This window comes from Labilithrix luteola, assembly GCF_001263205.1.
Taxonomy (GTDB): Bacteria; Myxococcota_A; Polyangia; order Polyangiales; family Polyangiaceae; genus Labilithrix; species Labilithrix luteola.
On the sequence record NZ_CP012333.1, the window covers coordinates 1,015,588 to 1,028,521 of the forward strand.

Genomic DNA, 12,934 nt, shown 5'->3' on the forward strand with positions numbered 1-12,934 from the left:
CCCCTCGAAACCTCACGGTTTCGAGCCTCCCCCCGGCTGATCGCGGCGGGTCGCCTGACGGCGCGTCGCGCGATGCGCGCGACGAAGAACCCGCCGCTCGCATTGGGGCGACCTACAGGCGTCTTGGTCTCTCGAGTCGTCACCCGCTAGCGCAGCGGCTATTCTCCGTAAGACCGGCGCGCGATGCGCGCGACGGAGAACCCGCCGCTTGCCTCGAGCCTACCCACCAGCGTCTTGGTCTCTCAGTCGCTACCGGTCAAGCTAGCGAACACCAAACGAAGGAGCGGCGGCGAGCCCTCGGCACTTGCGTCCCCGCGCTTGCCGCTCGGTATACGCGGTCGACTACGTGCGACGCAGCGACGGTTCTCGTCTCCGCCTGCGGATCCGACGGCCTATTCGGTCGGCTTCGGGCTGTTCGCCGCGGTCGCGACCTTGATGGAACACTGCGACCCATCGAAGCTGCATACCGTCTCGTAGCGAACACGCTGCCCGCATCCGATGGCGCCGTATGTTCCGACGCCGGCCCCCCCACCCGCGATCTCGACCACCTGAATCTGATTTGCTGGGCAGTTGAGATCGAAGACCGCGCGTGGCCTGATCTGTTCCATGACAGATGCCGACGTCGTGCACTGCACGAACAGAAGGCCTACGAGGAGCGGAAGGATTTGCTTGGACACCATGACAGCCACGCACGCTAGCGACGACCACGATCTGCAGCAATGAGTTCGAGGCGGTCGACGAGGGCGTTTCTCGTAGCGACGTTCGACGTTCTTCGAATTCGGCGGCGAGCGTCGTTTGGATACGGGCAGGACACTACGGGAGAGCTCGACCGTATTTGCGGCGTGTAACCATTTCACTCTCTCGTTGCGTTGATGGGATGGGCCCCCATAAGGTTCGTTCGGCTTCGTCTGCCTATTTCCAATTCAAAGAATAGATGCATTTCAAACAACCGATGGTTCCAGTCGTGATGTTCTTGGCGGCTGCAGTCGTCGGCGTCATCGCCTGTGGGTCGTCCGAGTCGAATTCCCCGAAGAACATCGACGAACGTGATGCCGGCCTGGCAGATGCGGGCGCCACGGACTGCGCGCCGGGGACTACGACAAGTTGCTATTCCGGCGCTGAAGGAACGCGCGATGTCGGCGCTTGCAAGTCAGGCATCGCCATTTGCAACACTGACGGGCTCGGCTACGGGCCGTGCGTCGACGAGATCGTACCGCACCGAGAGCAATGCAATGGCGGAGTGGACGATGATTGTGACGGCCAGCCCGAGCCGGCCGACTGCGTGGCCTGCGAGCCGGGCGTAGGCAGCTGCAATGGCAACGTCGCCACGTCGTGCCCGGATGGCCTGCACCTGGTCACCGCAGAATGTGATCCCCTCCTGGGACTGACGTGCAACGCAGCGAGCGGCACCTGTGAGGGACCGTGCTCACCTTCGGCGCTGGGCAACGGCTCGTTGGGCTGCGAGTTCTATCCAACCGTCACCGTGAACTCGTTCCGGGCGGACGTTGATAGCAAGTTCGGTGTCATCGTAACGAACGACTCGGCCGAGCCCGTGGTGGTGACGACCTCGAAAGGCGATACGATCCTCGAATCACGAACGCTCGCGGGCAACACGAGCGCAGCGTTCGAACTACCGTGGGTGACCGAGCTCAGGGGTCCAGCGTCCCCGAGCGCGATGCCTGGCTCGGTGCGTGTCGATCAAGGCAGCTATCGGTTGCGCGCCACGAGGCCGGTCACGGTACGCCAGTACAGTCCGATCGACGGCTTTGGCTATTCGGGCGACGCGTCTCTACTCTTGCCGGTCAACGCGTGGGGCAAGGACTATCGAATCGTCGCTCGCCATCACACGAACACCGGTGAGGGCTTCTACGCGATCACTGCCAGCGAAGACGGCACGGTGGTTCAGCTGACCGCGCCGCCGCGAGGGTTGACGATCAAGTCCGGCGTCACCGGCATCGACGCGAAGGGGAGCGGGACCATCACGATGAATCGTGGTGACGTCGTCGAGATCGTCACCGCCTCCACGACGGCGACCACGAACGATCCGACGGGCACGCTCGCGATTGCCGACAAGCCCATTCAGATCATCGGCGGTCATCAGTGCGCGTTCGTTCCCGACGGGGTCCTTACGTGTGACCACCTGGAAGAGACCATCTGGCCGATCTCGATGGCGGCCACACGCTTCATCGCGGTCGGTCCCATCGTCCCGAGCGATCCCGAGCCCGACCAGGTGATCCGCATCCTCGCCACTCAACCAGGGACGACGTTGACCTATGAACCGCCGCAAGAGGGAGCTCCGACCACCATCGCGCAAGCCGGCGATTGGGTCGAACTGCGGACGACGAAGGACGTCGAGGTGCGCGCCAACCTGCCGGTGCTCGTCGCGCAATATCAGGTGGGCTCGAGTGGCAACCCGCCGAACTACCGGGGCGCCGACCCATCGCTTACCCTCGCAGTGCCCGTCGACCGATACAAGACGGCCTATGCCGTCAACACGCTGCCGGGAATGCGAACGTACGTCGACATGGTCGCGCCGCTCGGTTCGATCGTCCGGCTCGACGGCGAGCTCATCGCCTCACTGAAGCCGATCGGTTCCAGCGGCTTCGGAGTGGCGCGCCATGAGCTCGCTTACTCCTCCAGCACGCCTGGCATCCACCACATCACGGGCTCGGCCCCCGTCGGCGTCGACGTGTTCGGCTTCTTCCGAGACGACAGCTACTGGCTGCCGGCGGAGCTCGCTTCGAAGTGATTCACGAGGGGAGCTGCCCGCTGGCTCGGCGCCAGCGCACTCCGACATCGAGTGTCATGACGAACGACCGCTGCGACAGTCGGTGGTGACTCGTCGGTAGCCAGCTGCCTCCATCACGACAGTGCTTGTGCGTTTACTGGCATGACGGTGCTCTCGTTTCGACAGTGAAGGCCCCAGTTTTCCAGCCAGCTGGCTTCGACACGACAGTACGGTCATGACGGAGCCCAGCTGGCTGGACCATCCCGACAGCGTTGTGATGACGACAGCAGCCAGCTGGCGTCGATACGACAGCACTGTCGCGTCGAGACCAGCGAGCTGGCCGCGCACCGTCGGATTCTTGGCCGCAGCCGAACCGCGCACGGGATAGAAGCGCCACTCGCCGGCCGCCCCCGAGATCCCGACGCGCCTGCGGGGTCGCCCCAACGCGAGCGGCGGGTTCTTCGTCGCGCCGAAGACGCCCCACGGCTCACCGCAGAAAGCGCCACTCGCCGGTCGCCCTCTGAGAGACCAAGACGCCCGCGGGTCGCCCCAACGCGAGCGGCGGGTTCTTCGTCGCGCGCATAGCGCGACGCGCCGTCAGGCGACCCGCCGCGATCAGCGGGGGGGAGGCTCGAAACCGGAGGTTTCGAGGGGGCCTTCGGCCCCCACAAGACAAGCCTAAGCGAGCTTCGCCGAGAGGAAGGCCTTCAGCTTGATGAGGGTCTTCACATCGCGCGTGAAGGTGGGCACCTGGTACTCCTGCGCCCAAGCCGAGACTTCGTGCACGAACGTGTTGCGGACGGCTTCGTCCGTCATGATGTCTTCGACCGTGCGGCCGCGAGCTTCGCGCTTGCGGAGCGTCTGCACGTACGTGACGAGGCGCGGATAGTCCTCGCCCATGAAATCTTCGATGAGCTTCGCGTCGTCCGCGAGGCGTCCCACGACGCCTTCTTTCGCGCCGGGCTCCTCTTCACACGCGAGCGCAGCGGCGACGCGGATGACGAAGGCGTCATCGCAGAAGCCGATGTCGTCGATGCCGTCCGGGATCAGGTCGAGCGACTTGAAGATGTAGTTCAAGCCGGCGGTCGCGTAGCGACGCACGGTCTCCTGCCCTTCGCTCGAGACCATACTGCCGAGCGCGCCGGCGTCTTCGCCGAGGGTACGGAGCCAGCCGGGGAAGACATCGAGGTAGCGAGTGAGTGCGGCGGTGTCGGTCATGGGAACCGAAGGAGGCTACCAAGGACCCGCGAGCGCGCGCAACGCGTCTTCACGCACCTCTCAGTGGAGGCGCGCCGCCGTCCAGCCGAGGAAAAATCCGACGCACAGCGCCAAAAGAACGAAAACGGCGACCAGCACCGGCGCGACCCCGCGTTTCGGGGTGCCCGATGCACTGAACATCGGGAGGTTCTCCGACGGCAGCGTGCCGGCAGATGCACCGACGACGGCGATCTTCACCGGCGGATCGGTGACCGGACGTCCAGCCCTGCTCGCGAGCGTTCCGCTGGGTCCAACGTTCTCGGCTGCAGGCGCAGCGACTGCTGCGGTCGTCGCCGGGGCGCCGGCGGGCTCCATCGTCACCGGATTGTTCGACGACGGGATGCCTCCCTTTTGAGGCATCCACATGCTCGGCACGTCGGGCAGGCGGCTGAGCGGCATGCCTGGGGCCGCGTGCGTCGCGGGGTCGGCTCCTGCTCCGGCCGCGGCGGCGAGCGCGCGCGCCATCTCGAGGCCCGTCTGATAGCGCTGCGCGCGGTCCTTCTGCATGGCCAGCTGCACGAAGGCGGAGAAGCGTGCGAGCTGTGGATCGATGGTGTCGATCGGGGGCGGCGTCGTGTTGGTCACCGCCGCGAGACGCGCGTACTCGGTAGGGGCCGGGAAGGCCACGCGCCCGGTGAGCATCTCGTAGAACATCACGCCCGCGCTCCACAGGTCGGTGCGCGCGTCGACGTCTTTGGAGTTCTTGATCTGCTCCGGGCTCATGTACGCAGGCGTGCCGAGGAGCACCCCCGTGCGCGTCTTGCTGCCCATACCGCCGGCGACGTCCATCACCTTGGCGATGCCGAAGTCGAGGAGCTTCGCCGAGAACGCCCCGTTCGCCTCACGCGCGAGGAACACGTTCTCGGGCTTCAAATCCCGATGAACGATGCCCTGCGCGTGCGCGGCGGAGAGTCCGGCCAGGATTCCCTGGAGAATCGTCGCAGCCTGCTGCATCGGCACGCGCACGCCCGCACGCGTGTACGCGCTGAGGGGTACGCCTTCGAGCAGCTCCATCACGATGAACGGCGTGCCGTCCTCGGCCGTGTCGATCGCCTCCACCCGGACGATGTTCGGATGAATGAGGCGCTGGCAGACCTGCCCCTCGGCAAGGAACCGTGACTTGATCTCCTCGTCGTGGAGGTAGTCGACGGCGAGAAGCTTCACCGCGAGCGGCCTGCCGCCCTCGGCGCTGTACGCCTCGTACACGGAGCCCATGCTGCCCGTGCCGATGAGGCGCTTCAGCGTGTACTTCTTGCAAAGGATCGCACCGACGAGCGCACCGACGGGCGCTCCAACGAGCGACCCGCCGAGATCCGTTTGAGGCGGGGTGGCGCCAGTCACGGGCTGAATCCTACCTCAGCGTGGCGCCGAGGCGGGTTTCGACTTCCTTGTGGACGTTCGCGTGCGCGGCGTCGACTTCGGCGTCCGTGAGCGTGCGGTCGTTCGCGCGATAAACGACGCGGAAGGTCAGGCTCGAGTAGCCCTCGGGCAGATTGCCTCCCACGAAGCGGTCGAAGAGCTTGACGTCGACGGCGAGCGGTCCAGCCGCGGCGCGCACGACCTGTTCGACTTCGCCCGCAGGAATGGCGTCCTTCACGGCGAACGAGGCGTCGCGCGGGCTCGCAGGGAACCGCGGAATCGCCGCATATTGCGGGGTCTTCGGCCCTGCAGCGAACGGCTCCATGTCGATCTCCGCCACGAGCACTTCGCCGTCGAGCTCGAGGGCGTCGACGACGTCGGGGTGGAGAATGCCGAACGTTCCGACCCGCGTGCCGTTCACCTCGAGGAAGGCCGCGCCGCGCGGGTGGAGGTGCCCCGGCGCCGTGTCGCGCGTCGCCGGAACGACGGAGACCGCTTCGCCCGAGATCCCCGCGAGGAGCGCTGACGCATAGCCCTTGATGTCCCAGGCGTCGAAGTCCTTCGGCTTGCCGAGCCAGCCGGGGCGCTCGCCCGCGAGGACCATACCGATGCGGAGGCGCTCGTTCGGAAGTTCGTCGTCCTTCTTGCCGGACTTTTCGTCACGGGCGAGGAAGACCGAGCCGATCGTGAACTCACGCACGTCACGCTGCCCGTGCCGACGCGCATTGCGGACGGCATCGAGCAGGCCGGGAAGCACGGTGGTGCGCATCACGGCGTGGTGCTCACCGAGCGGATTCGCGAGCACCACGGTGGGGGTCGGCGCGGAGAGCGTGGCGAGCATGCTCGTCGAGGTGAAGCCGAACGTGATGGCCTCCGAGAGGCCGATGCCCACGGCCACCTGGCGCGCGCGGCGCGACAGCTCTTCGCGGCCGCCCACGTCACGCGAAGCGCGAATGGCCGGCAGCTCGGCCGGCACGGCATCCATGCCGCGCACGCGGATCACTTCTTCGACAAGGTCGACCTCGCGCGTGAGGTCCGGGCGGTGCGTCGGGACGATCACGTCCGCTTCGGCGTCGTCCTTCGCCGTCACCTCGCAGCCAAGGCGCTCGAGAATCCCCTTGGCCTCGGCGAACGGCACATCGACGCCGAGCAGCTCCGGCATGCGGCGCGCGCGGAAGTGGATCGATCGGCGGAGGGGCTGCGTGGGCTCGGGCGAAGTACGTGCACCTTGCACATGAATCTGTCCCTTGGTCGCTTCGCCGCCGGCGAGCTCCAGGGTGAGCGAAACCGCACGGTCGAGAACGCGTGACACGTCGCCCGGATCGACACCGCGTTCGAAGCGATGGCTCGACTCGGTGTGCATTGCGTGGCGACGACCGCTGCGACGGATGCCGCGCGGGTCGAACCAGGCAACCTCGAAGAGCACGCGCTTGGTATCGGACTGAATCTCGCTCGACGCGCCGCCCATGATGCCGGCGAGCGCCACGGGACCCTCGCCGTCGCAGATGAGAAGGTCGTCGGCGACGAGGGTGCGTTCGACGCCGTCGAGCGTGGTGAGCTTCTCGCCGTCGTTGGCGCGACGAACCACGACGCGCGCGCCGCGCACGCGATCGAGATCGAACGCGTGCATGGGGTGCCCGAACTCGAGCATCACGACGTTCGTGACGTCGACGACGTTCGAGATCGACCGCACACCGAGCGCCGCGAGGCGATAGCGAATGGCGAGCGGCGAAGCGCCGATCTTCACGCCAACCGCACCCGCCGCGCCGTAGTGCGGGCAGCGCTCGGCGTCGTCGACGGTGATCGACACGACGTCGGAGGTGGCCTGCGAGGAGGTCTTCCCGGTCACGCCCGACGACGGCCAGGCGAATGGGAATCCGTAGAGCGCGCAGATCTCGCGGGCGAGACCGACGTGCCCGAGTCCGTCAGGGCGGTTCGGCGTGAGGCCGATCTCGAGCACCGTGTCGCGCATGTTCGGCACCGCCTGCGAGAGCTTCGTGCCCGGCTCGGCGATCCCCACGGGGAGAACGATGATGCCCTCGTGACCTTCACCGAGCCCGAGCTCCTCCTCGCTGCAGAGCATGCCTTCGCTCTCGACGCCGCCGATGGCGCGCTTGGCGATGGTGAGGTTCACGGCGGGCAAGCGCGCACCGAGCGGTGCGAGCACGACGAGGCCGCCCGGATCGGGAACGTTCGGCGCACCACACACGACTTCCTGGGTGGCACCGCCTCCCCGCTCGACCGTCACGAGGCGAAGACCGCTCTTCGTGGGGTGCGGGCGCATCGACACGACGCGCACGACGATGCACGCGTCGGCCGCCTCGCCGAACTCCGTGATGCCTTCGACTTCGAGCCCCGACGCCGTCAGCCGCGCAGCAAGTTCACGCGGCGAATGCTTCGCCTCCTCAAGCTGAGGGACGAGCTCGCGAAGCCACCGATACGAAGCCTTCATGGGACGGACGAATTACCACGCCCGCCCCGCGTTCTCCATCACCCCCACACTCGTGCTGAGGCCGAATCGGCGGAACTTCCGCCCCCCCGCCGGCCTCAGAACTGAGCGAGGAAGCGCGGATCGTTGTCGAACATCAGCTTGATGTTCGGAATGTCGTAGCGGAGCATCGCGATGCGCTCGAGGCCCATGCCGAGCGCGAAGCCCGACCACTCGTCGGGATCGATGCCGCAGTTCTCGAGCACCACGGGATGGATCATCCCGCAGCCGAGCACCTCGATCCAGCCGGTGTGCTTGCAAAGGCTGCATCCTGCACGCGTTCCGTCCGGCTGCTTGCAGAACACGCAACCGATGTCGACCTCGGCGCCGGGTTCGACGAACGGGAAGTAGCTGGGACGGAGGCGAACCGGCGTGCCCGGCCCGTAGAGACGATTCGCGAACTCGGCGAGCACGCCCTTGAGGTGCGCGAGCGTGACGTTCCGGTCGATGAGGAAGGCCTCGATCTGGTGGAACATCGGCGAGTGCGTGGCGTCATCGTCACGACGGAAGACGGTGCCTGGCGCGATGAAGGCCATCGGCGGCTTCAGCGACGTCATCGCGCGGATCTGGACGTTCGACGTATGCGTGCGGAGAAGCTTGTTGGACTTGGTCCAGAAGCTGTCCTGCATGTCGGTCGCCGGGTGATCCGGCGGGAAGCCGAGCATCGTGAAGTTGTTCTCTTCGTGCTCGATCTCCGGCCCGTCGAACACGGCGAAGCCGAGCTGGCGGAACACGGCCACCACGTCCTCGCGGACCATCGCAATCGGATGCTTGTGGCCCGCGGTGACCGGCATGCGCGCCGGCAGCGTGAGATCGAAGGGCGGCGCCGACAGCTCGGCTTCGCGCTGCTTCCTGCGCAGATCGTTCAGGCACTTGTCGAAGCCAGCTTCGACTTCCTGCTTGAGCGCGTTGACCTTCTCGCCGATCGCCTTGCGGCCCTCGGGCGGCGCCTGGCCAAGCTGCTTCAGGATTGCGGTGAGCTCGCCTTTCTTTCCGAGGATCTTCGCGTTCTCGTCGCGGAGCGCTTGCTCGGTGGAAGCGGCCTGAAAGCGCGGCAAGAAGCCATTTCGCAAGTCGGCAAGGGCACGGTCGATGGTCGCGGTCGGATCGCTCTCCGCCATGCGCCGCTCCTTAGCACAGTCGCTCTGGGATTTGGTTCGTCCGCATGTAGCCAAGAAGCACACCTATTCACCACAGAGTCTCAATTGTGACCTGCGCCTGGGACGGCTGCGCTTCACCCTCGCTCAACGGCAAGCGCATCCGATGTCGGACCTCTGCCGCAGGAGACCTGGCCCATGATCCGATCCGTCCGCTCTCTCGTCCTTGGGGGTCTCGTGTTCGCCGTCGCCGTCGGGTGTGGAAGCAAAGACCCATCGGGCTTCGAGGACTGGCAAAAGAACACGAGTCCGACGGATCCCTCCGGCAAGTTCGGCGGCAGCACGACGGGCGAGTCGCTCGTGCTCGATCCGAAGAACGCGACCGTGATCATCGACAGCACGACGTCGCCGCCCACGCCGGGGACCGTCACCTACCGGGTGCTCCACAAGGTGGCGAACGGCGACGAAGACGTGACGGGCTCGGCAAAGCTCAGCCTTCGAGACACCTCGATCGGCTCGTTCGACGGCGCCGTCTTCACCTCGCTGGCCGACCTGCCCGAGGGCACGCTCGGCAAGAGCACGCTCGTCACCGCGGACACGTCCGCAGGCCAGGCGGCCGGCACGTTGACGGTCGTGAAGCTTCGCAAGAGCGGCGATCAGCGCGACTTCTTCTTCATCGTTCCCTACAACGAGGACCCGACGCCCGAGAACGACGTGCTGAAGTTCAGCACCAACATCAAGATGGCCGATGTCGCGTTCGTCATGGACACGACCGGCTCGATGTCGAGCTCGATCAACAATCTGAAGAACGCCCTCCAGGGCTCGCTCTTCGCCCAGCTACAAACGGCCATCCCGAACGTCGGCCTCGCCGTCGTCGACCACCGCGACTTCTCGGACGGGAGCAATGTCCTCCGGCTGAGGCAGGTCATCACCACCGACCTCTCGTCGGCCCAAACGGCGGTCGGTCAGATGAGCGCCGGCGGCGGTGGCGACGAGCCGGAAGCACAGATCGCCGCTATGCAGTTCACGCTCCTCGGGCAGGCGAACAACCCGATCCCCGCTCACACGCCCGCGACGCCCGGCACGTTCGGCGGGGTCGACTTCCGGCCTGGTTCGGTGCCGATCGTCGTCGAAATCACCGATGCCAGTTGGCACGACCCGTCGGGGAACGCGACGATGGCCTCGCTCAAGGCGGCCTTTGCTTCGACGAACGCGAAGTTCGTCAACGTCGCGAGCTCAGGTGGCCCGGAAAATCAGGCCAACGACCTCTCCGACGCGACGTCGAGCAACGTCCCCCGAGCGCCTTCGGAGGTGCCTGCGGCGGCCAGTGCTGCACGGGCGTCAGTGGCGCGGGCCGCGCCGCCAACGGCCCCGGCGGCACCTGCCGACTCAACTTCCAGGCGGACAGCAACGGCAACGGCGTGAGCAGCGGCATCGTCAGCGCCATCCAGGCCATCTCGGTGGGCAGCACGTTCGACGTCAGCGCGGTGCCCTCCAACGATCCCAGCAACGCCAACGGCGTCGACGCCACGAAGTTCATCAAGGCGCTCCGCGCGAAAGACGAAGGCGATGCCGCCAACGGCTGCCCCGCCGCCCCCGCGAAAGACACCGACGGCGACGGCGTGAAGGACACGTTCATCGCGGTGCAGGCCGGTACGCCCGTTTGCTTCGAGGTCATCCCGAACAAGAACACCACGGTGCCCCCGACCGACGTTCCGCAGTTCTACAATGCGTTCATCGACGTCATCGGTGCCCCCGGCAACATCCAGCTCGATCGACGCAGCGTGCTCTTCCTGGTTCCGCCGGATGTCACCGTGAAGTGAGTCACTCCATCGGCCTGGTGACGGGAAACCAGATCAGCTGGATCCCGTCGAGGAGGCCTGGAATGCCGAGATTCGTCGTCGCGATCCAGCGGTGGAAGACGACGGTGATGACGATCGACACGACGACGACGGCGACCTTGGCGACGAGGCCGCCGTTTTTCGTGAACACGTACGCCGCCGAGGCGAGCTGCAGAGGAGCGAGCGCAGGGGCGTAGAGATCGAAGTCGTACGTGGGGCCGAACCACGGGTTGGCGTTGAAGAGCGCACCGAAAGCAGCCCCGAACGCACCGAGGATGGCAAACGACGAGAGCCACCGCTCCGCTCGGAACGGGGCGAGACGAGGCGAGGGCCCAGACGCAAACGCCAGCGCCGCCACGACGAATGCCGGTGCGGTCAAGGCGACGATCTCGAGCACGTGCACCGCGTGCGCGGTCTGGAGAAAGTAATGGCCGTCGCGACGGAACGTCCACTGCAGGAGCAGGCTGCCGTTCTCACCGCCGCGCGCGTCGCCTGGCACGATGGTGACGTCCTTCATGCGCAGGAAGTACGCGAGGAACGCGACCCCGTTGGGGGCAAAGAAGGCCAGCACGCTGTACACGTTCTCGACCAGCGAATCGCGCAAAGCCCCGCGCGTACGAGCTCGCGGGAGCGAGAGAAACGCTGGCAGGAAGAAGAATCCGAGGCCGTGGAGGGCTGCGCCGATTCCGGCTGTCGCGGCTCCGAGGTACCGCCACCGACCGAGCCTCTGCGAGCCCGTCGCGATCGACATGCCGAGGAGCACGAAAGGCAGCGAATAGAAGCCGACCTCTTCGTAACCGGTGAAGTAGACCGTCACGGGCGTGAGGAACATCCCCACGACGAGAAAGAGCAGCCGCGTGGTGCCAGGTTCGAGCTTGCGCGCCCACGACGAAACCGCCACCAGGTAGAGGAGCCCGATGAGGCGACTTCCGAGGTGCATCGCTCCGAGCGCTCGCGTCGGCGCGAGCGGCACGAGCGGGAGGCGCGAGAGGCCGTAAAGCATCACCTGCGCGAGATGCGACGAGCCGTAGATTGTTTTCGGCGTGTGCGCGATGAGCGAGCTGCCCCAACTCTCGTCTCCGCGGTTCGGCAGCATCCCGAAGGAGCACAACCGAAACGCGGCCGCGACGAAGATGGCTGCCTCGTAGTAAGCGCCGGAAGCCTGTAACCACCTCGGCTGCGCTCGCGTTGTCGCGCTTAACATGCCCCCCGCTCATCACTGACCGCCGGCGGTTCCCTCCCCGCCCACACACACGCTAAGCAGAGGCTGATAAAAGTTAACGGGGCACGGCGGCGCCTGTCGGCACTGACGCGGCAAGAGCGACAAAATGCGAAGAGCGCCTGGGAGGAGGTCCCAGGCGCCCTTGGCGTGCGGTCTCGTGACTCGCTGACTCGGTCAGGCCTTGGCGCCCGAGGTCTGGACGACCTTCGAGAACGCGGCCGGATCGGCGACGGCGAGATCGCTGAGGACCTTGCGGTCGAGGCCGATGTTCGCACCCTTGAGCGCGTGCATCAGGCGCGAGTACGACGTGCCGTTCGTGCGAGCAGCCGCGTTGATGCGGGTGATCCAGAGACGGCGGAAGTCACGCTTGCGGCGGCGGCGGTGGGCGTACGAGTACACCCAGGCCTTCATCACGACTTCCTTCGCATACGCGAAGAGTCGTGAGCGGGCGCTGTGGAAGCCCGAGGCTGCCTTCAGGATACGGTTGCGGCGGCGGCGCGCCTTAAAACCACGTTTTGCGCGGGGCATAGGAAATCTCCGTTTTTAGGGCTTAAGGGTTCTCGCTCAGCCGTTGAGAAGACGACGAATCTTCTTCTCGTGGGTCTTCGAGATCATGTCGTTGTTCCGCAGGCGACGGAGGCGCTTGCGCGACTTGTTGATGAGCCCGTGGTTGCCGCCGGCCTTGGGACGACGGACACGACCGGTGCCGCTGAGCTTGAACCTCTTGGCGGCGGTCTTGCTGGTTTTCATCTTGGGCATGAGGTGCCTTCCTTTGCCGCTCTCCTAGGGCCGCTGCTTCGTTACGAAGAAGCCGAGCCGTTTGGTGCACCTAGGGATGCGGGGCGCGCCGTTATGGCGAATGACGCCCCTGTTGTCAAGGCGTGGTGGCTAACCCCCGCCGTTCTTCTCTTTCCATTGGGACGGATGAGTGGTAACGGCGCG

Annotated in this window: 11 protein-coding genes; 3 read left to right on the top strand and 8 right to left on the bottom strand. The window is 66.1% G+C overall.

The features are described 5' to 3' along the window. Positions 1 to 392 precede the first annotated feature (392 nt). Positions 393 to 680 carry a hypothetical protein gene (locus AKJ09_RS04610; RefSeq protein WP_146645962.1) on the bottom strand — a complete coding sequence of 96 codons (288 nt, stop codon included), beginning with the start codon at positions 678 to 680 and terminating at the stop codon, positions 393 to 395. A 287-nt stretch (positions 681 to 967) separates the two neighbouring features. Here AKJ09_RS04610 and AKJ09_RS04615 point away from each other — a divergent pair, with 287 nt between their 5' ends. After that, a complete protein-coding gene (locus tag AKJ09_RS04615) occupies positions 968 to 2,749 on the top strand; it encodes an IgGFc-binding protein (protein ID WP_240488931.1) in 1,782 nt (593 codons plus the stop codon). A gap of 657 nt (positions 2,750 to 3,406) precedes the next feature. Here the strand turns inward: AKJ09_RS04615 and AKJ09_RS04620 are convergent. From AKJ09_RS04620 to pheS, 4 genes are all read right to left on the bottom strand, one after another. Then, positions 3,407 to 3,946, bottom strand: coding sequence for a DUF1232 domain-containing protein (locus AKJ09_RS04620; RefSeq protein WP_146645964.1), 540 nt, complete (start codon positions 3,944 to 3,946; stop codon positions 3,407 to 3,409). Between the two features lie 60 nt (positions 3,947 to 4,006). After that, the gene (locus tag AKJ09_RS04625; RefSeq protein ID WP_146645965.1) at positions 4,007 to 5,326 is read right to left on the bottom strand and encodes a serine/threonine-protein kinase; all 1,320 of its coding nucleotides are present in this window, start codon (positions 5,324 to 5,326) and stop codon (positions 4,007 to 4,009) included. Positions 5,327 to 5,336: 10 nt separating this feature from the next. Beyond that, on the bottom strand, positions 5,337 to 7,796 hold the full coding sequence (gene pheT / locus AKJ09_RS04630; RefSeq protein WP_146645966.1) for a phenylalanine--tRNA ligase subunit beta: 2,460 nt from the start codon (positions 7,794 to 7,796) through the stop codon (positions 5,337 to 5,339). A gap of 95 nt (positions 7,797 to 7,891) precedes the next feature. Continuing rightward, positions 7,892 to 8,926 carry a phenylalanine--tRNA ligase subunit alpha gene (gene pheS / locus AKJ09_RS04635; RefSeq protein ID WP_420814274.1) on the bottom strand — a complete coding sequence of 345 codons (1,035 nt, stop codon included), beginning with the start codon at positions 8,924 to 8,926 and terminating at the stop codon, positions 7,892 to 7,894. Positions 8,927 to 9,127: 201 nt separating this feature from the next. Between pheS and AKJ09_RS04640 the strand changes: the two genes are divergently transcribed. Together AKJ09_RS04640 and AKJ09_RS04645 are read left to right on the top strand one after the other, a co-directional pair. Next, entirely contained in the window at positions 9,128 to 10,354 is a 1,227-nt protein-coding gene (locus tag AKJ09_RS04640) for a vWA domain-containing protein (RefSeq protein WP_146645968.1), read from the top strand. After that, positions 10,351 to 10,752 (top strand): hypothetical protein, encoded by a 402-nt coding sequence (locus AKJ09_RS04645; RefSeq protein ID WP_146645969.1) that lies wholly within the window; start codon positions 10,351 to 10,353, stop codon positions 10,750 to 10,752. Before AKJ09_RS04640 ends, AKJ09_RS04645 begins: the two co-directional genes overlap by 4 nt. A 1-nt stretch (position 10,753) precedes the next feature. Here AKJ09_RS04645 and AKJ09_RS04650 read toward each other — a convergent pair whose 3' ends face one another. From AKJ09_RS04650 to rpmI, 3 genes are all read right to left on the bottom strand, one after another. Next, complete coding sequence (locus tag AKJ09_RS04650) at positions 10,754 to 11,974, bottom strand: hypothetical protein (protein ID WP_146645970.1); 1,221 nt, start codon at positions 11,972 to 11,974, stop codon at positions 10,754 to 10,756. A 192-nt stretch (positions 11,975 to 12,166) separates the two neighbouring features. Further along, positions 12,167 to 12,520: a 50S ribosomal protein L20 gene (rplT, locus tag AKJ09_RS04655; RefSeq protein ID WP_146645971.1), complete on the bottom strand. Its 354-nt coding sequence runs from the start codon at positions 12,518 to 12,520 to the stop codon at positions 12,167 to 12,169. A gap of 36 nt (positions 12,521 to 12,556) precedes the next feature. Further along, positions 12,557 to 12,751, bottom strand: a complete 195-nt coding sequence (gene rpmI / locus AKJ09_RS04660) for a 50S ribosomal protein L35 (RefSeq protein ID WP_146645972.1) — start codon at positions 12,749 to 12,751, stop codon at positions 12,557 to 12,559. Positions 12,752 to 12,934: the final 183 nt, after the last annotated feature.

Excerpts from the sequence above, each read along its gene's own strand:
- AKJ09_RS04610 (WP_146645962.1), bottom strand. The coding sequence starts at position 680 with ATGGTGTCCAAGCAAATCCTTCCGCTCCTCGTAGGCCTTCTGTTCGTG.
- AKJ09_RS04615 (WP_240488931.1), top strand. The coding sequence starts at position 968 with ATGTTCTTGGCGGCTGCAGTCGTCGGCGTCATCGCCTGTGGGTCGTCC.
- AKJ09_RS04620 (WP_146645964.1), bottom strand. The coding sequence starts at position 3,946 with ATGACCGACACCGCCGCACTCACTCGCTACCTCGATGTCTTCCCCGGC.
- pheT (WP_146645966.1), bottom strand. The coding sequence starts at position 7,796 with ATGAAGGCTTCGTATCGGTGGCTTCGCGAGCTCGTCCCTCAGCTTGAG.
- AKJ09_RS04640 (WP_146645968.1), top strand. The coding sequence starts at position 9,128 with ATGATCCGATCCGTCCGCTCTCTCGTCCTTGGGGGTCTCGTGTTCGCC.
- AKJ09_RS04650 (WP_146645970.1), bottom strand. The coding sequence starts at position 11,974 with ATGTTAAGCGCGACAACGCGAGCGCAGCCGAGGTGGTTACAGGCTTCC.
- rplT (WP_146645971.1), bottom strand. The coding sequence starts at position 12,520 with ATGCCCCGCGCAAAACGTGGTTTTAAGGCGCGCCGCCGCCGCAACCGT.
- rpmI (WP_146645972.1), bottom strand. The coding sequence starts at position 12,751 with ATGCCCAAGATGAAAACCAGCAAGACCGCCGCCAAGAGGTTCAAGCTC.